This is a genomic window from Piscinibacter defluvii (genome assembly GCF_004011805.1).
Classification (GTDB): domain Bacteria; phylum Pseudomonadota; class Gammaproteobacteria; order Burkholderiales; family Burkholderiaceae_C; genus Piscinibacter; species Piscinibacter defluvii.
In genome coordinates, this window is record NZ_RCHJ01000013.1 from 47,457 (window position 1) to 64,651 (window position 17,195).

The 17,195-nt window shown below is 67.6% G+C and carries 16 protein-coding genes and 1 other RNA gene; 11 read left to right on the forward strand and 6 right to left on the reverse strand.

The features are described from left to right. Nucleotides 1-18 precede the first annotated feature (18 nt). The gene (gyrA, locus tag D9C15_RS19720) at nucleotides 19-2,622 is read right to left on the reverse strand and encodes a DNA gyrase subunit A (RefSeq protein WP_128000181.1); all 2,604 of its coding nucleotides are present in this window, start codon (nucleotides 2,620-2,622) and stop codon (nucleotides 19-21) included. Between the two features lie 259 nt (nucleotides 2,623-2,881). On the opposite strand from gyrA, the gene ompA reads away from it, so the two are divergent. The 5 genes from ompA (at nucleotide 2,882) to D9C15_RS19745 (ending at nucleotide 6,863) form a co-directional block, all read left to right on the forward strand. Next, complete coding sequence (gene ompA / locus D9C15_RS19725; protein WP_128000399.1) at nucleotides 2,882-3,553, forward strand: outer membrane protein OmpA; 672 nt, start codon at nucleotides 2,882-2,884, stop codon at nucleotides 3,551-3,553. A 76-nt stretch (nucleotides 3,554-3,629) separates the two neighbouring features. Then, nucleotides 3,630-4,340 (forward strand): bifunctional 2-polyprenyl-6-hydroxyphenol methylase/3-demethylubiquinol 3-O-methyltransferase UbiG, encoded by a 711-nt coding sequence (gene ubiG / locus D9C15_RS19730; RefSeq protein WP_128000182.1) that lies wholly within the window; start codon nucleotides 3,630-3,632, stop codon nucleotides 4,338-4,340. Next, nucleotides 4,337-5,002 carry a phosphoglycolate phosphatase gene (gene gph / locus D9C15_RS19735; RefSeq protein ID WP_128000183.1) on the forward strand — a complete coding sequence of 222 codons (666 nt, stop codon included), beginning with the start codon at nucleotides 4,337-4,339 and terminating at the stop codon, nucleotides 5,000-5,002. The genes ubiG and gph overlap by 4 nt, the downstream gene beginning before the upstream one ends. A gap of 12 nt (nucleotides 5,003-5,014) precedes the next feature. After that, nucleotides 5,015-5,385, forward strand: a transfer-messenger RNA (tmRNA) gene (ssrA, locus tag D9C15_RS19740). Between the two features lie 173 nt (nucleotides 5,386-5,558). Beyond that, on the forward strand, nucleotides 5,559-6,863 hold the full coding sequence (locus tag D9C15_RS19745) for a tyrosine-type recombinase/integrase (RefSeq protein ID WP_128000184.1): 1,305 nt from the start codon (nucleotides 5,559-5,561) through the stop codon (nucleotides 6,861-6,863). Nucleotides 6,864-6,908: 45 nt separating this feature from the next. Here D9C15_RS19745 and D9C15_RS19750 read toward each other — a convergent pair whose 3' ends face one another. The 3 genes from D9C15_RS19750 to D9C15_RS19760 form a co-directional block, all read right to left on the reverse strand. After that, nucleotides 6,909-10,421 carry a class I SAM-dependent DNA methyltransferase gene (locus tag D9C15_RS19750; protein WP_128000185.1) on the reverse strand — a complete coding sequence of 1,171 codons (3,513 nt, stop codon included), beginning with the start codon at nucleotides 10,419-10,421 and terminating at the stop codon, nucleotides 6,909-6,911. A 166-nt stretch (nucleotides 10,422-10,587) separates the two neighbouring features. Beyond that, nucleotides 10,588-10,953, reverse strand: a complete 366-nt coding sequence (locus D9C15_RS19755; RefSeq protein ID WP_128000186.1) for a hypothetical protein — start codon at nucleotides 10,951-10,953, stop codon at nucleotides 10,588-10,590. Between the two features lie 100 nt (nucleotides 10,954-11,053). Continuing rightward, nucleotides 11,054-11,242: a hypothetical protein gene (locus tag D9C15_RS19760; protein WP_128000187.1), complete on the reverse strand. Its 189-nt coding sequence runs from the start codon at nucleotides 11,240-11,242 to the stop codon at nucleotides 11,054-11,056. Nucleotides 11,243-11,396: 154 nt separating this feature from the next. Here D9C15_RS19760 and D9C15_RS19765 point away from each other — a divergent pair, with 154 nt between their 5' ends. After that, complete coding sequence (locus tag D9C15_RS19765) at nucleotides 11,397-11,906, forward strand: hypothetical protein (RefSeq protein WP_128000188.1); 510 nt, start codon at nucleotides 11,397-11,399, stop codon at nucleotides 11,904-11,906. On the opposite strand, the gene D9C15_RS19770 is transcribed toward D9C15_RS19765, so the two are convergent. Beyond that, complete coding sequence (locus D9C15_RS19770; protein ID WP_164886787.1) at nucleotides 11,884-12,276, reverse strand: hypothetical protein; 393 nt, start codon at nucleotides 12,274-12,276, stop codon at nucleotides 11,884-11,886. The genes D9C15_RS19765 and D9C15_RS19770 overlap by 23 nt on opposite strands. Before the next feature lie 231 nt (nucleotides 12,277-12,507). On the opposite strand from D9C15_RS19770, the gene D9C15_RS33460 reads away from it, so the two are divergent. The 5 genes from D9C15_RS33460 (at nucleotide 12,508) to D9C15_RS19790 (ending at nucleotide 15,820) form a co-directional block, all read left to right on the forward strand. Continuing rightward, entirely contained in the window at nucleotides 12,508-12,828 is a 321-nt protein-coding gene (locus tag D9C15_RS33460) for a helix-turn-helix transcriptional regulator (protein ID WP_164886788.1), read from the forward strand. Further along, nucleotides 12,825-13,532: a DUF1028 domain-containing protein gene (locus tag D9C15_RS19775; RefSeq protein ID WP_164886789.1), complete on the forward strand. Its 708-nt coding sequence runs from the start codon at nucleotides 12,825-12,827 to the stop codon at nucleotides 13,530-13,532. The genes D9C15_RS33460 and D9C15_RS19775 overlap by 4 nt, the downstream gene beginning before the upstream one ends. Nucleotides 13,533-13,764: 232 nt before the next feature. After that, nucleotides 13,765-14,640 (forward strand): hypothetical protein, encoded by an 876-nt coding sequence (locus D9C15_RS19780; RefSeq protein WP_128000191.1) that lies wholly within the window; start codon nucleotides 13,765-13,767, stop codon nucleotides 14,638-14,640. 3 nt (nucleotides 14,641-14,643) lie between these two features. Beyond that, on the forward strand, nucleotides 14,644-15,192 hold the full coding sequence (locus tag D9C15_RS19785) for a hypothetical protein (protein WP_128000192.1): 549 nt from the start codon (nucleotides 14,644-14,646) through the stop codon (nucleotides 15,190-15,192). Nucleotides 15,193-15,322: 130 nt separating this feature from the next. Beyond that, on the forward strand, nucleotides 15,323-15,820 hold the full coding sequence (locus D9C15_RS19790) for a hypothetical protein (RefSeq protein WP_128000193.1): 498 nt from the start codon (nucleotides 15,323-15,325) through the stop codon (nucleotides 15,818-15,820). Between the two features lie 97 nt (nucleotides 15,821-15,917). On the opposite strand, the gene D9C15_RS19795 is transcribed toward D9C15_RS19790, so the two are convergent. Further along, nucleotides 15,918-17,195, reverse strand: coding sequence for a GIY-YIG nuclease family protein (locus D9C15_RS19795; RefSeq protein ID WP_128000194.1), 1,278 nt, complete (start codon nucleotides 17,193-17,195; stop codon nucleotides 15,918-15,920).

The following is a 17,195-nucleotide window of genomic DNA, read 5'->3' on the forward strand; positions in this document are numbered from 1 at the left end:
CGGGCCGGGCACGTGGCCTCAGGGGGTCTCTTCGGCCGGCTGCTCGTCGCCGTTGGCGTCGTTCTCGACGATGCGCTGCAGGCCGATCAGCTTGGCGCCGGCATCCAGCGCGATCAGCGTGACGCCTTGCGTTGCGCGGCCCAGCTCGCGGATCTCGGCCACGCGGGTGCGCACCAGCACGCCCTTGTCGGTGATCAGCATGATCTCGTCGTCCGGGCGCACCAGCGTGGCGGCCACCACGCGGCCGTTGCGCTCGCTCTGCTGGATGGCGATCATGCCCTTGGTGCCGCGGCCGTGGCGCGTGTACTCGACGATCGAGGTGCGCTTGCCGTAGCCGTTCTCGGTGGCGGTCAGCACGGACTGCGACTCGTCCTCGGCCACCAGCATCGCGATCACGCTCTGCCCCGGCTCGAGCGCCATGCCGCGCACGCCGCGTGCGTTGCGGCCCATCGGGCGCACGTCGTCCTCGTCGAAGCGCACCGCCTTGCCGCCGTCGGAGAACAGCATCACGTCATGCTTGCCGTCGGTGAGCGCGGCGCCGATCAGGAAGTCGCCCTCGTCCAGGTCGACCGCGATGATGCCGGCCTTGCGCGGGTTGCTGAACTCGTCCAACGCCGTCTTCTTCACCGTGCCCTGCGCGGTGGCCATGAACACGTAGTGGTCGGGCGGGAAGCTGCGGAAGCCGTCGTTCAGCGGCAGCACCACGTTGACCTTCTCGCCGGCCTGCAGCGGGAACATGTTGACGATCGGCTTGCCGCGCGAGTTGCGCGAGCCCTGCGGCACCTCCCACACCTTGAGCCAGTACACCCGCCCGTGGTTGGTGAAGCACAGGATGTAGTCGTGCGTGTTGGCGATGAAGAGCTGGTCGATCCAGTCGTCTTCCTTGGTCGTCGTGGCCTGCTTGCCCCGGCCGCCGCGCTTCTGCGCGCGGTACTCCGCGAGCGGCTGGCTCTTGATGTAGCCGGTGTGCGAGAGCGTCACCACCATGTCGGTGGGCGTGATCAGGTCCTCGGTGCCGAGGTCCTGCACGTTGTGCTCGATGGTCGTGCGGCGCGCGCCCAGCTTGGTCTGGCCGAACTCCTGCTTCAGCGCGGCGAGTTCCTCGCCGATGATGATGGTCACGCGGGCCGGCTTGGCGAGGATGTCCAGCAGGTCGGTGATCTGGTCCATCACCTCCTTGTACTCGCCGATGATCTTGTCCTGCTCCAGGCCGGTGAGGCGCTGCAGGCGCATCTGCAGGATCTCGCTGGCCTGGTCGTCGGAGAGGCGGTACAGGCCGTCGGGCTGCAGGCCGTAGTGGCGCGGCAGGCCTTCGGGGCGGTAGGCGTCGTATCCGCCTTCCATGCGCGCGAGCATCTCGCGCACCAGCGAGCTGTCCCAGCTCTTGGCCATCAGCGCCGTCTTGGCGATCGGCGGGGTCGGCGAGTTCTTGATCGTCTCGATGAACTCGTCGATGTTGGCCAGCGCCACCGCCAGGCCCTCCAGCACGTGGCCGCGCTCGCGCGCCTTGCGCAGCTCGAAGATCGTCCGGCGGGTCACCACCTCGCGGCGGTGCTCGAGGAAGATCTCGACCAGGTCCTTCAGGTTGCAGAGCTTGGGCTGGTTGTCGACCAGCGCCACCATGTTGATGCCGAAGCTGTCCTGCAGCTGGGTCTGCTTGTACAGGTTGTTCAGCACCACCTCGGGCACTTCGCCGCGCTTGAGCTCGATCACCACGCGCATGCCCGACTTGTCGGACTCGTCCTGGATGTGGCTGATGCCCTCGAGCTTCTTCTCGTGCACGAGCTCGGCGATGCGCTCGAGCAGGTTCTTCTTGTTGACCTGGTAGGGGATCTCGTCGACCACGATGGCCTGGCGCTGGCCGCGGTCGATGTCCTCGAAGTGGCACTTGGCGCGCATCACCACCTTGCCGCGGCCGGTGCGGTAGCCCTCGCGCACGCCCGCGAGGCCGTAGACGATGCCGGCGGTCGGGAAGTCCGGCGCCGGAATGATCTCCATCAACTCGTCGATCGAGGCCGACGGGTTCTTCAGCAGGTGCAGGCAGGCGTCGACCACCTCGTTGAGGTTGTGCGGCGGGATGTTGGTGGCCATGCCCACCGCGATGCCGGCCGAGCCGTTGACCAGCAGGTTCGGCAGCTTCGTCGGCAGGACGACCGGTTCCTTCTCGGAGCCGTCGTAGTTGGGCGCGAAGTCGACCGTCTCCTTGTCCAGATCGGCCAGCATCTCGTGCGCGATCTTGGCCAGGCGGATCTCGGTGTAGCGCATCGCCGCCGCGTTGTCGCCGTCGACCGAGCCGAAGTTGCCCTGGCCGTCGACCAGCATGTGGCGCAGCGAGAAGGGCTGGGCCATGCGCACGATCGTGTCGTAGATCGAGGCGTCACCGTGCGGGTGGTACTTGCCCATCACGTCGCCGACGATGCGGGCGCTCTTCTTGAACGGCCGGTTCCAGTCGTTGTTCTGCTCGTGCATGCCGAACAGCACGCGCCGGTGCACCGGCTTCAGGCCGTCGCGCGCGTCGGGCAGCGCACGGCCGACGATCACGCTCATCGCGTAGTCGAGGTACGAGCGCCGCATCTCCTCTTCGAGGCTGACGGGCAGGGTTTCCTTGGCGAACTGGGTCATGCGGCGCTCGAGACAGGGCTCGTGGAGGAGGTGGCGTCGCGGGGCTGGAGCCGGCGCCACGCAAAACGATTGATTCTAATTGCGCCACCTTGTGGCACCAGCGCAACATCGTCACCGACGTACCGCAGGCCCGAGGCCAAAATCAAGTCACGGAAAGGCCCTATGGCACAATCCGCCGTCGGTGGTCGGCACCCGCGGACGAGGGCTTGTCCCAGTCGTTCACGAAGACCAACTGCTCAATTCCCTCGAGAGGAGAATCATGAAGAAACTGAACAAGGTGGCGTCGCTCTTCGCAACCGCCGCGCTTGCCGCCTCCGCGTCGGGTGTGTCCGCCCAGACGATCGACAACTGGGTCAACAGCACCGGCATCACCTGGAAGAACGGCACCAACGAGCTGTGCTGGCGTGATGCCAACTGGACGCCCGCCACCGCCAAGGAAGACTGCGACGGCGCGCTGAAGAAGGCCGCTCCGGCCCCGGCGCCCGCCCCGGCCCCCGCGCCCGCTCCGGCCCCCGCGCCCGCCCCGGCCGCGCCGCCGCCCCCGCCGCCCCCGCCGCCGGCCGCCCCGGTGAGCGAGAAGGTCACGTTCGCGGCCGACGCGTTCTTCGACACCGACAAGGCCGTGCTGAAGCCCGAGGGCAAGGCCAAGCTGGACGACCTGACCAGCAAGATCTCCGGCATCAACCTCGAAGTCATCATCGCCGTCGGCCACACCGACAGCGACGGCTCGGATGCGTACAACCAGAAGCTGTCGGTGCGCCGCGCCGAAGCCGTCAAGGAGTACCTGACGAGCAAGGGCGTCGAGAAGAACCGCGTCTACACCGAAGGCAAGGGCGAGAAGCAGCCCGTGGCCGACAACAAGACCAAGGAAGGCAAGGCGAAGAACCGCCGCGTCGAGATCGAGGTCGTCGGCACCCGCACCAAGAAGTGACCTGACGGTCCTTCGGACGCAGACAAACCCCGCCCCGGCGGGGTTTGTTGTTTCTGGCCTTCGCTAACATCCGCGCATGACCACGAGCGCCAACGTCGACCCGCAGGAACTCGCCAAGTTCAGCGAACTGGCTCACCGCTGGTGGGACCCGGAGAGCGAGTTCCGCCCCCTGCACCAGATCAATCCGCTGCGGCTGGACTGGATCGCCTCGCTGATGCCGCTGGCGGGCAAGCGCGTTGTCGACGTGGGCTGCGGCGGCGGCATCCTGGCCGACGCGATGGCACGCCGCGGCGCCGACGTGCTGGGCATCGACCTCGCCACCAAGCCGCTGCGGGTGGCGCAGCTGCACGCGCTCGAGGCCGGTACCACCTCGGTGGCCTACCGCGAGATCGCGGCCGAGGCGCTGGCGGCGGAGCAACCCGGCAGCTTCGACGCCGTCACCTGCATGGAGATGCTCGAGCACGTGCCCGACCCGGCCTCCACGGTGCAGGCCTGCGCGGCGCTCGCCAAGCCCGGCGGCTGGGTGTTCTTCTCGACGCTGAACCGCAACCCGAAGTCCTTCCTGTTCGCGATCGTCGGCGCAGAGTACGTGCTGCGCCTGCTGCCGCGCGGCACGCACGAGTACGCCCGCTTCATCCGGCCGAGCGAACTGGCACGCTGGTGCCGCGACGCCGGGCTGGACGCCGCAGCCACGCGCGGCCTGGGCTACAACCCGCTGACCCGGCGCTACGCCCTGAACGCCGACACCAGCGTCAACTACCTCGTGGCCTGCCGCAAGAGCGCATGAGGATCGCCGCGCGGGCGGTGCTGTTCGACCTGGACGGCACCCTGATCGACAGCGCCCCCGACCTGGCGGGCACCGGCAACGACATGCGTGCGGCGCGCGGGCTGCCGCTGCTGCCGCTGGATCAGCTGCGGCCGATGGTCGGCGCCGGCGCCCGCGGCATGGTCGGGCGGGCCCTCGGCGTGGCGCCGGGGCAGGCCGAGTTCGAGGCGCTGCGCGACGAGTTCCTGCAGCGCTACGAGGCGCGCATGACGCGCGAGACACGTGTGTTCGAGGCGATCGAGCCGGTGCTCGTGGCGCTGGCCTCGCGACAGCGCCCCTGGGGCATCGTCACCAACAAGGTGACGCGCTACACCGAGCCCATCGTGCGTGCGCTCGGGCTGGCCGAGGCGGCGGCGGTGGTGGTGTGCGGCGACACCACGCCGCACGCCAAGCCGCACCCAGCCCCGCTGCTCGAGGCGGCGCGCCGCATCGGGCTCGAGCCGGGCGAGTGTGTCTACGTGGGCGACGACCTGCGCGACGTGCAGGCCGGCCGGGCGGCCGGCATGGCCACCGTGGCCGCCGCCTGGGGCTACCTGGGCGACGGCGAGCCGATCGACGGCTGGGGCGCCGACCACGTGATCGCCGAACCCGGCGAGCTCTTGAACTTGCTGTCCCTGGCCTAAACTACGCATCGAGGGGCTGACCTGGCTTCGACGTGGGTGCGGAGTCGGTTCAGGGCATGCCGAGCACCAGTAAGCTCGTAAATCCACTGGAAACAAAGTAACTGCGAACGACTCTTCGTACGCTCTCGCCGCTTAAAACCGGTGAGCCTCGCAACAGCTGGCCCATGGGCTGGGTCTGACGGGAAACCGGAGGACTGCGAGGTCATTCACATGGGATCGTCCTGAGCCGGGTCACTCGGCCCAGGATCAAATCAAGTGACTCGTGGTGACGGCAGCGTGCTGCTGCGCGGCCGGCACCATCAAACTCAAATCAGTCAGCTAAGCATGTAGAACTGGCCGGTGATGGCTTGCGGACGGGGGTTCGATTCCCCCCAGCTCCACCAAATGAGGCTCCGGCAGGGGCCAGAAGCGACCGAGGCGCTAAGTCAATCAACGACTTAGCGCCTTTTTCGTGTCCACATGAGCCCGTACAACTGGGCTTGCATCCAGCAGTTCGACGTACAACAATCCGTACAAGCCGAGGTTCTGGTCTTGGCGACTGCGGGAGTTGTACGAGATGGCAGCGACAGGCAAGTTGACCGACAAGGCGATTCAGGCTGCCCTGAAGAGTGCGGCCACGGCGGGCAAGGCGAGGGCGCTGGGTGACGGCGGTGGGCTCATGCTGGAGGCCCAGCCGAGCGGCTCTGGCTGGTGGCGGCTGCGGTACAGCTTCGGTGGTCGCGAGAACCGCCTGAGCCTGGGCACCTACCCGGAGGTGAGCCTGAAGGACGCGCGCCAGCGGCGCGACGAGGCGCGGAAGCTCGTCGCGGCCGGCACCGACCCCAGTGACGCGCGGAAAGCCGACAAGGCAGCCGCGACTGCCAGCGCGGAGGCCAAGCGTCTTGCGGCTGCCGGCAAGCCCGGCCCTGGCACCTTTGAGTGCGTCGCCCGCGAGTGGCTGGAGACCGTGCATCAGGTCAAGGTTAGCGAGGGACACTCGGACCGCACACGTATCCGGTTCGAGCAGGACGTTTTTCCGTGGCTCGGCGCCCGGCCCATCGCCTCGATCGACGCGCCCGAACTGCTGACATGTCTCCGGCGTGTGACGGCGCGCGGCGCGATCGAGACGGCGCACCGCATCAAGGACGCCTGTTCTCAGGTGTTCCGGTTCGGAGTGGCGTCCGGCTACTGCGAGCGCAACCCGGCAGCCGATCTGCGAGACGCACTGCCTCCGGTGCCGACGCGACACCTTGCGGCCATCGTGGAGCCCAAGCGCGCTGCCGAACTGCTTCGGGCCATGATGGACTACAAGGGGCACCCGGTGACGCGCGCTGCTCTCGCACTATCGGCGCTCGTCTTCCTACGGCCGGGTGAACTGCGCCAGCTCGAGTGGGCTTGGGTCGACCAGGAGCAGGCGGTGATCGTCGTGCCGTCGACCTTGATGAAGCGCCGCAAGGCCGAGAAGGTCAACGGCGCGCCGCACATAGTGCCGCTTGCCCGGCAGGCGCAGGCGATCCTGCGCGAACTCCACGCGCTCACGGGACATGGGCGCTACCTGTTCCCTTCGCTGCTCACCGGCGAGAGGCCGATGAGCGACAACACGGTTCGCGTCTCACTTCGTCGTATGGGCTACACCAACGACGACATGACGGCCCATGGGTTCCGAGCCATGGCACGCACGATGGCGGCAGAACGCCTGGGCGTCGCGCCTGAGGTGATCGAGGCGCAGCTGGCGCACGAGGTGGCCGACTCGCTCGGCCGCGCCTACAACCGCACGCAGTACCTTGAGCAGCGCCGGGAACTCATGCAGAAGTGGGCCGACTACCTTGACCGCCTTCGCGCAGGCGCGCAGGTGATCGAGATGCCGAGCAAGCGGGCGTAGGTCGCAAGCCGTCGAGGGAACTACGCCGCAGAACCGCTGCCGGCGTCAGATGCCTTGCCAGCGATCGGCCGCGGTACGTCGCACGCGGCCCAGGGCTTCGAGCGTATCGAGGATCGTGGGCAGTCGATCGCGCCAGCGCCCACGCGCCTTGAACTGCCCTTCGAGGTCGGGCAGCGCGATCGGCCGTGCCGAGGCGGCGAGTACCTCGGCGACCGCCTTGATCTGCTCAGGCAGCCCAGCCGGCCATGGCCGCTTCTCGACGGCCGCGGCAGGCGCCGCCACAGCTTCGGGCACCTCCTCGAATTCAACGCCGGCTTGCTCGCCTTGCTGGCCGCGAAGCTGGAACTCGGGGCGCAGCCAGCGCACGGTGCCGGCTTCTTCCTCGGCGGCGCGCTTGGTGTTCAAGGCGACGAGGCGTTCGAGCAGCGCCTCCACTGCAGCGGCGCGCGGCTCGGCGCCAGCCGGCGTGTGGTCGGCCAGGGCCGATTGCAGGTCCGACCAGCCGTAGGCTTCGAGCACCGCCGCGTCCAGTTCGTCGTGCAGCGACCGCAGCACCGCGACGAGGCCTTGCTCGTGGATGGTCTTCTCCTTCGCGGTCAGCGGCTCCCTGGAGCGCAGCTTGGCGAGCACGTTGTATAGGCCGGTGAGCGTCACGGCGTCATGGGCCGCCTGTCTGGCCTTGCGGTGCGCGTCAATCTGCTCGGCCAGCGCGCGGATGCGATCCGCAAGTATTGGCGCGAGGCCGGTGTCGCTGTCAGGGAAGGGGAACTTCTCGAAGCACGCGGACTTGCTATATACCGGGTCGTTGCCAACCCCAAGCCGACCGCCGGTTGCCAATGCCCAATGCAGGTGTACCTGACTGGACAGCACGCCGAGATGCAACGCGTCCCCTGAAGCAATGGCAATGAGCTTGTCGTCAGGGAGAATCACAGAATCCAACCACTGAAAGACTCGGTGCTTCGCTACTTGAGGTGTCGCAATGAATCGGTCCACCGACTGGAGCGCTGGACGAAACGAACTACGCGACCAAGCATGCAGCCACCAGTTCTCGCGTATTGACTGGCGACGAACCAGATCACGCTCGGGCTTCGCACGTTCGTAGAGCCACTGAAAGATGAGTGGGAATCGGTCGCGTAGACCATTCTCAGACAGGCCGATCGTGTCGATCACCAAGTGTCCCCGGGGCCTGTCCGTCAGATCGCGTCCGTTCCGGTACTCTCTAATGACGGCTGATGTGCCCGGCACCGAGAAGCGCCCAAGCGCCGCGGCTTGTTCGGGGGTAACGATGAACGCGGCACCGTGAGGAATCACTCCCCTATTGGACAGGCCCGAGTTTGCCCGGAGAGGCCATGCGGAAAGTACGTCTGCGCCGATTGTGAGGTCAGCGTGAATGGTGCCCAGGCGTTCCACAAACTCGACGTGAACCTCGCCTTCGGCTTGATCGAACTCTCGAACGACTCGCAATAGACGCCCTTCGCCACTGTCGTTGGCGCCGACCGTCATTGCGATTCGCACGGCTGCGCCATCTGCGCTGTCGACCCAGGGATGGTCGGGGATGGCAAAGACAATGCGCAGCGGCGGCTTCGCGTCTTGGGCCGCTTCGACGACGCGCCGGTTGAAGATCATCGTCAAGCTGTTGGTTGTGATGAGGCCGAAGCGCTTGGTCTTGCCCGCACGCAGCTTGTCTGCTGCGTGATCCCACCAGTACATGACGAAGTCCGCGCTCTCTGGAACCGATGGCCATGCCGCGCGCAATGCCTCGACGTAGCCATCACCAAGCGCGTCGCGCATCCGCTTGTTCCCAATGAACGGGGGGTTGCCGACGACGAACTCGGCGACCGGCCACTGGGCCGCCCGCGGGTTGACGTAGCGCCACTGCGGTACCTGTGCCGTCTCGTCAGGCACGTCCTCGCCCGTGACCGAGTGGCGCTTGAACGTGACGCCGTCCCAGCGCGACACCAGCTTGCCGGCTTCATCGAGCATCGGCTCCTGGCGGTCCCATGCGAGCACGGCGTCATGGCACTCGATGTTGCCGTAGTCGTGGATTACCGGCTCGGCCACGGCCGCGCTGCCGAAGGTGCGGATGTGCCACTGGAGGTAGCCGATCCACAGCACCAGTTCGGCCAGTGCGGCGGCGCGCTCGTTTAGCTCGATGCCGAGCAATTGCTTCAGCGTGACCGTCTCGCCTTCGAGGCCCAGCTTCGCCTGCGTGTCGCCCAGCGCGTCGAGCTGCGCCATGACCTCGCCTTCCAGGCGCTTGAGGTGTTCGAGCGTGACATACAGGAAGTTGCCACTTCCGCAGGCCGGGTCGAGCACTCGGGTTGTGCAAAGCTGGTGATGGAAGCGGCGCACCTCGGCGCGTGCCTCGGCGAGCTTCTTCTCGCGATCGCGGCCTTCGGGCATCGCGGCGGCCTCGGTGGCCAGCAGCAACGCCGCGGCCTGGGCATTGCTCCAGTCGGCACGCAGCGGCTCGACGACGGTAGGCAGCACCAGCCGCTCCACATAGGCGCGCGGTGTGTAGTGGGCGCCAAGGGCGTGTCGCTCGGCCGGATCCAGCGCCCGTTCGAGCAGAGTGCCGAAGATGGCCGGCTCGACCTCGCGCCAGTTCGCGCGAGCTGCCGCGAGCAGGCCGTCGATCTGGTCCCGGGTGAGCGGCAGCACGAAGTCGACCGTCTGCCAGCCCTTGAACAGCTTGCCATTGAAGCGCAGCAGATCCTTCGCCAACGCCGCGCTGAACCCGCCGCGGTCCATGTCTGCCCACAGAACGGCGAGCATCTTCTGCAAGGTGACCGGCTCGTCCTGGTAGCGCTTGAGCAGCGCGACGAAGGCACCGTCGCCGGCGTCCGTCTTGGGCAGCAGGCCTACGTCCTCGGCGAACATGCTGAACAGGCAGCGAGTGAGGAAGGCGGCAACCTTCTGCGCGCCGTGGCCGGCGGATTCCAGGCTACGCGCCAGGGCGGCGAGCTGCGTGGCAACCTCGCGCGTGACCTTGGCGCTGGCCCGCGAAGGGTCCAGCGACATCGGGTCGAGCCATAGTGCGCGCAGGCGCTCGCGCACACGTTCATCGGCCAGTTCGGAGAGGCGCATGCGGTGGCTGCGCGCGTCGGGGAAGGGTGTGTAGGTGGCGCCACTGCGCGTGAACTCGGCGTAGAGCTCGATGACGTGCCCAACGTCGACCACGATGAGGAACGGTGGCCGGCCTTCGGCGGCGGGCAGGGCGCGTGCGTAGCTCTCCGCCTGGGCTCGGGCGCGCAGCAGTGCGTCATCGAAACCCTTGGTGTGCGCACCGACCTTGATCTTCTTGGCCTCCAGCACGAAGTGACCGCGGCGGTAGCAGTCGATGAAGCCGTTGCTCTCAGTGCCGTCGCCGTGCGCGAAGGTAACGCGGCGCTCGAACACGTACGCGTTGTCGCGCGTGTCTTCGCTGGCCGGCCCAGGCTCCTCGACACCAAGCAGACGGCATAGCTCGGTGACGAAGAGCTGGTAGTTGGCTCTCTCCGAACCGGTGACTCCCTGCCAGCGCTGGACGAATCCCGCTGGCGCGTTGTTCTCGTGCATGGCGCAAGATCATAGAGGCGCCTCGGATTGGTTCACTCACGGCTGGCGCGTCTTGCGAATTGCGTCGCGACCCCAACGCAGAGTGATTTGTGCGCTGCGCGGCACGAGCCCGAGCGGCCGGGGCGCGGGAGTTCTGGTCCCGATGCCCCGAACCCTCGCGCCTGCTTCAGCCATTGTTGCGGGGCAACCTGCGGATCGCTCGATCCATCACCGGCACAAGTGCGCCTTGAAGCTCACCTTCCAGCAGTTGGGCGATCCAGCCCGCGCTCGACTCAACGCGCTCTACCAGCCGCACGCGGTTGTCGGTCGGCCCATACCGAAGCGCCAACACCACGTCGCCCGGTTTCAGCGGGGCCGCCTGCCTGATCGGCCTGACGTTGGCCGGGAGCGAACCGCGCCGGCGAGATTGAGTCACCGCCGGTCGGTTGTCCGGATGGAGGCAGATGACATTGGGCGCCAGCATCCGGCGCATCGTTGCGGCCCCGGGCTTCGCCGAAGCGCTCGACTGCGGTACATTGTTCCGAGCTTCCATTCGATCCTCCTATGATCGTTGGGAGTCAGAGGGTCGGGAGCGTTGGCGCGCTGCCGGCCCTCGTTCTTTGCCCCGCCCTTCGCCGCGGGGTTTGGCGTATTCACTCCTTCGGTTCGCGAGCCTTGTCGATGCGTTCGCGGACCCAGGGCGCCCCGCCCAGCCTGTCCAGCTTCTCCCGCTGCGACTCGCTCATCTTCATCGACCAAATCACGGTGCGCTCGTCTGCATGAAGGGGCTTGCGACCAGCCTTCTTGCGGCTGCCGCCCCATGTGCTCTTCGCCTTCTCCATGTTGTTTATGGTAATACGTATTCAAGACAAAGCAAGCACTTTCGCGCGGTGCCGTTGAGCGCAAACACCAACGTGATTGGCGCCGTTGGGAGAATGCGGCGACGCACCGATTCCGGGGCGAAGGGGGTAGCCAATGCCGCGTCGAACGACTCGCGTGCCCGATGACTTCAGGGACGAGATGCGACGCCTCGAAACGGAGCTGTTCCTGGCGCGTCAGACGATCCTCGACCTGTTGCCGGTGGATCGCCGCAAGCTGCTCGATGCGAGCTACTACTGCGACACCATGAGCGACTTCGACGAGTGGATGCTGTGGGCCGTCCGTTCGCTCGTCGACTTGGCTGAGAAGTTCCCGGGCGAGGAGATGGGCGGCGAGCCTGGCACGTTTAGGGCGCGGTGTCCCCTCTGCGGAGACGGCGCCATGTCTCCTGATGTTGAGGGGTTCCAACTGCCGGGCGGACTGGTGCGACACCTGCGTGGCACCAACGGAAGCGCTCGCTGTGGGGTGATGCGCGCAGTGGTCGAGGGCTGCCTAGAGTCGATCCGAGCGCATGAGGCTGGAGAGCCGCGCATCATCTGGGAGGACCGCACACCCCCATGGAAGGAGACTCCAGTCCAGCCTCTGTCGCGTCCGATCGCAACGGTCATCGAGATTCGAAGGAGCTGAAGCCGCCAGGCGGCAGGCTGGAAGCCTCCGGCCCAAGTGGAGCCGGCTCCACTTCCAGCTCGGGACTGGAGCCGGGCTCCACTGGTCGTGGTCGGACGGAGCCGATTGGCCAGCGGATTGCGACTCCCACGTCGCCGTGCGCTTCCTGGGCCACTTGCTCGGCGTCTGTGGGCGGCGCGGGCGGCGCAACCGGAGCCGGGGTGGCGACTGGAGCCGGCTCCACCTGCTTGACCGCGCTCTTGGCCCGGTTCTCGCTGCGCTTCTGCGCGGTGACCGGGTTGCGCACCGAGGCGACGAACGTGTGGGAGACGGCGCACGCCTTGGCGATCTCCCGATCGCTCCACTGGCCCCACTCGGGGTCATCGAGCATCGTGCGCACCACCTTGCGCTTGTCCTCGGTCGTGCGGCGCAGGCCGTGGTCGGCGTTCGTGCCGAGCGAGAACAGGATCGCGCTGCGCTGCCGCTCGTGAGCACCTCGGCCTGAACCGCGGCCGGGGATTCGATCCCGAAGGGGTTGCCCCCCGCGCTGGTCCTGGTGGAATCAAGCGGCCCCAACTGCCCGCGTGGGCAATTGCGCGGCAAACATACCGGAGAGACTGCGATGCAGGAGAAGATCAAGGAACGAGCGTTGCCGATGCTGATGTCCGACGACGATGCATGGGTCGACGTTCAAGCTGTGCGGAGGCTGACCTCGATGTCCGTCAGCCTGATCTACGAACAACTCGCCTCGGGCCACTTTCCCGAGCCGGTGATCCGGAAGCCGCGCTTCACGAGATGGCGCGTCGGTTCGATCAAGGACTTCATGCGACGGTGCGAACAAGCGGCGGCTGCCGACAGTCGCGCTGCCTCCGAGTTGAAGGCGCGTGCGGCGACCGCAAGCGCCGCGGCCAAGGCCAAGCGAGTAGCTGGGGCGCCGACGTGACGTACGCGATCGTGGCGCACTCCCGGCAGTCGGGTGAGCTCGGCATCGCAGTGGCTACCGCATTGCCGGCTGTCGGTGGTGTCGTGCCGCATGTCGAAGCGGGCGTCGGTGCCGTGGCCTTCCAAGGGCAGCCCGATCCTCGGTTGGTGACGCAGATGCTCGATCGCCTGCGCGCGGGCGACGCCGCGGAGACTGCGATGCGCATGGTGCTCGCCCAGGACCCTCACCGCGCCGCTCGCCAAGTGGGCATGGTTGACGCGCGCGGACGCCCACACGGCTGGACGGGGTCCAGATGCACGCGATGGGCAGGCCACTCCATCGACGGCTCGTTCGTCTTGCTCGGGAACACGCTTGCCGGCCCCGGCGTTCTGCGCGCGATGGCCCACGCGATGCAGTCCAGCGCGCACCTGCCTCTCGCGGAGCAGCTGCTGATGGCGCTCTCGGCCGGTGACGCGGCGGGTGGCGATAGACGCGGCCGAAGGTCAGCAGCGCTGAAAGTCAGCGGCGCGGCGCGGCACGCGATGCTCGATCTTCGCGCCGACGACGACCCGGACCCAGTGCAGCAACTGCGACGCGCCTACGTCGGCGCCGTGCGTCAGCCGCCTGCCCGTTCGCCCGCCGGCGGACGCATGGCGGTGTTCGCCTCGCGCGGAGTGCAGGTCCCTCAGGACGCGTCGGCCCCGCCGCTCCCGGGAGCACTTTGATGACGGCTACGGCACGGGCATCGCCGCCCGAAAAGAACGACGGCCACGACGCCTGCCAGCGTCCGGCCGCCTTGGGGTACTACTCGAACAGTTGCGATTGTGCCGAGAACGGTGCGGGAAGCCAAGCGCGCCGCGGCGCTGTGATTGGCGTCCGCGCGCACCCCGGCACGAGCCTGCGTGCACGACGCAGAGCCACGGGAGCCAACCCCTGCGCTATTCGGGGGTGCGCCCCATGAGCCGAGAAGACAAGGCGACACAGCGGCACGCAGATCGCCTCCGCTTTGACAAGATCAAGGCGGCGCAGGAAGGACGCGACGGCAAGACGCACGTACCGCTCCCGCATGTCGTTCTAGATAGTCCTGGGTGGCGGCGGGCCTCTCCTCAGGCGCGCGCCCTGCTCCTGGATTTCGTTGCGCCGCTCTTCCGCGGCGGTGGCGGCAGTGAGCCCGGACGGCCCAACGGTGGGCTCATGATCGAGTGGGAGCAGCGATTGGTGCCCAGGGGCTGGAAGTCAAAGTCGGTGGTGGGCAAGTGCGTGCGGGAGTTGGTTGCGTGCGGCCTGCTTTGCCTCACGCGTCAGGGCGCGCGCCGGCGCCCAGGTCTCTATGCGGCGACGTGGCTGGCGCTCGGGACCGGTGGCGACTACCAGCTTGAGATCGACCCGTTGCTTTGGGACCGCGTACACCGCGGCGCCTACATGCGGCCCAACAAGCCGGTAGCTCTGCCGAAGGTGGATCGGACGGCTAAGGCGCGTGCGGCTCGTGCCGCGAAGCACCCCCGCAAGAACGATTCCCTTGGACTGTCGAACAGTGCCAAGAGCCACGGCTATGGACTGTCGGACAGTCAACCGCATGTGAGCAATGGACTGTCGGGCAGTCCAAAGGGCGCCACAAAGCATCCACCGAGTGGACTGTCGGACAGTCGCTCTCTAGAGCATTGCCATCTGCGGCGGCGATCTGCGGTGCACGCGGCGACTGACGCGAAGCCGGCTGTCGCGCTGCCGATCGCGGCTGACCATGACGCAACGATTGCCCGGCGACCCTGGGTGTTGCCGGACGGCTTGCAGCCTGCGCTCACGCCCGCGACTCTCGAAACCATGGAGGACTGACCCGTGCTCGCCTATCCCATCACCCAAGGCCTGCGCGCGCCGCTCCGTGGCGTCCCGAGGCTCGACATCCGAACGGGAATCGCTGAGCCGGATACGATCCCCCGTCGCGGTGCCGGTGTCGTGCGCCTGTCCGGGGGCAACGTGGCCTCCTTCCGGGTCGAGCGGGAGGCCGTGTGCATCGAACACTCGCTGTTCGGGCCGCTGGTCCGACAACGACTTCCGATCGTGAGGATGCCGTTCGGAACGCCGCGCGAGAGGCTGGTGTGCCGCTGCGGCGATGCCAGCGTCTTGTTCTACGCCCGACCCGGCGTGGGCTTCGTCTGCAAGAGGTGCGCAGGCAAGTTCTGCGACTCGCCCGAGCAGGCCGACGTGCACGACCTCTTGCATGAGCGACAGGGGATCCTGCGCAGGCTCGGCCTCGTCACTGGCCGCGGCGAATGGGTGCATGTCAAGCCGACCAAGCTGAGCGCCGACGAGCGAGCTGAGCTCAAGGCGGAGCTCGATCGCGTGGAGGCGACGCTGAGGACCACGATCCTCGAAGGAGATCGGTGATGCGGTCGCACGGTGGCCTTCGACTCGCCCAGGCATCTTCGATTTCAGGCGAGGCAGCCCGATGAGCCGCGGTGGCAGCCGCTACGGCGCGGGCCGTCCGGCAACTCGGCCGCGCATCGAGGACTGCGCCGTGCTCGACGTGCGCCGGCTCCGGGCCAAGGGGGCACTGCGCCCCGGCGATCATGGCGCGATCGACGTTGGGCATGGGCCGCGACTGTGGTACCGCACCATGGGCGACCTGGTTGTGCTCCGCCGGGCGCCCGAGGGCTGCGTGTTCCAGACTGTCGGGATCGACTCGACACGCGCGAACCTCGGCGTTGGGCAGCGCTGGTGGTTGCGCTGCCCGCGCGAGGACTGTGGCAGACGATGCATGCGGCTGTACTGGCCTCCTGAGCGCTCCAGCGGGTTTGCCTGCGGCCGCTGTGCCAGGGTGACGTACCCGAGTCAGCGCTTGAGCCCCTTCGACATGGCGGAGCGGCGGTGTAACGATCTGCTGGTGCAGCTTCGCCAGGCGCGCATGCACAACAAAGGCTACCTGCGGCTGCGGCGCGCGCTCGTAGAGGCCGAGCAGGCGCGCGCGGCGGCGTTTCGAGCCTGGGCAATGGTTCGCCTGCGGCTGCCGGTGTGATCGGGACGGCGTGCGCCGTGAACCGCATCCATCGGCGGCAACTCCCGCCAGCGCTACTCGGGTACAGGCTCCAGGTCAACATCCGCAAATCGGTCGCTCAGTCGAGGCTGGAGCCGCTCACCATCGAGCTTGCCATCTCCAGCCACGTCTCCAGGTCGGTCGCCTGCAGCGCCTCGCTCGCCGCGCTGTTGCCCAGCGACACCTGCACCGGGAACGGGTCGGTTCGAGCCATCACCGCGAGCGTCATCGCCGTTCGCAGGTTGAGGTTGTGCTGCAGCAGCGTCTCCCCGGCCTGCTCCGGGCTGTCGGGCACCGGCGCTTCCAGCGCCGTCGCCGCCTCGCGCATCGCCGCCTCGGGGTCCGGCTCCTTGAGCACCATCGTCGTCAGTCGGTCGGCCAGTGCCGACCACCACTGCGCCTCCGTCAGCTCCCCGCGGGGAACCATCACCGCCGCCAGTGCCGGGTCCATCCCCGGCGGGCTCCACGCGACTCGTGCCGCCAGGGGGTGCCCGTCATTGGAGTCGGCGGCGGTCATGCAGTCCCCATCCGGCGTCGCCGTGGTCTCTTCCGCGTCAGCGATGGGCTCGAGCCACTGACATCCGCACGGCGGGCAGCACAGCTCGATCTCGTGGGCGGCCGAACCAATGTCGACATGGTGGGTGCGGCCGCACTCCGGGCAGCGCACATCGATGGAGCGAGAGGGTTGGGCGCGCGGGACTGACATGCGCGTCGCCTCATCGGCTACCGCATCGATCGCTGATCGGATGGCTTCCAGCGGCGCCTGGAAGAACTCGCGGTTCGAGCGCGCCCGGAATGGCGCAAGCCGGGCGAAGACTCGTTGCTCGGCGTTGAAGGATTCAGGCACCCGTCGCTCGTAGATGACACGGAACTTACCAACTGCGCCGGAGACACCCCGCAGTTGCTCGTTCATGAACCGGAGTCGAACAGCGGTGCCGACCGTCGTGTACCCGATCTTGTAGAGGTTGGGCGCGTGCAGATCGTTCCGAAAGACGTACAGCCATCCAGGCGTGGTCGCGTGGCGCGCGAAGTGGCCTTCCGCATGAGGCCCGTCTTTCGAACCGTCTGGCCGGCGATGGCGCGCCGGCCTCTGAACCTGCTGCGGCGCGCTCGGCGGAGAAGTCAACGGCGGCAGTCGACGTTGTGCAGAGGGCGATGCGTCAAACGACGATCCTGCGTCCGACTCCGCCATCACGGTGACGGCCTGCGGCAGGGGCGTTCGGTCTCTTCTCCGCGTCGGTGCCATGAGCACCAAGAGGGCGGCGCCCGCGACCGCGAAAACAAGCGCGCCCCATGGCCAAGCGACGTAGGCCACGTAGAGCACGCCAGCAAGAACGAAGATGCCGCCCCAGTTCAC